Origin of the sequence: Parabacteroides sp. AM08-6 (assembly GCF_003473295.1) — a bacterium.
Classification (GTDB): Bacteria; Bacteroidota; Bacteroidia; order Bacteroidales; family Tannerellaceae; genus Parabacteroides.
In genome coordinates this window covers 424-673 of sequence record NZ_QRMP01000091.1, presented here as the reverse complement: position 1 = coordinate 673, position 250 = coordinate 424, and the positions used below count along the sequence as shown (strand labels likewise).

The following is a 250-nucleotide window of genomic DNA, read 5'->3' as shown; positions in this document are numbered from 1 at the left end:
TCCAGGGAGGAGATAAAATACTGTCGTTCAGTAGTCACCCGGTTGGTAGTCAGATTCTTTACTGTAGTTGTTACACATCCAAATGTTTTAATGCCAGGCCATTCATGACCACACTTGGGCAACCAGGAGATAAAATTACACATAAAACAGGTACGTTCTTCTTCCCGGCTATGGCCTGTTGAGCTTTCACTGGCAAATTCATAACAAGAGGTTCTTTTGCCTATTTGTTTTTGGCAGCCTTCTTTTATAC

At 41.6% G+C, this 250-nt stretch carries 1 protein-coding gene; it reads right to left on the bottom strand.

The features are described 5' to 3' along the window. Positions 1-250: hypothetical protein (locus DW103_RS18570; RefSeq protein ID WP_370453495.1), on the bottom strand; the 250-nt coding region annotated here is incomplete at both ends.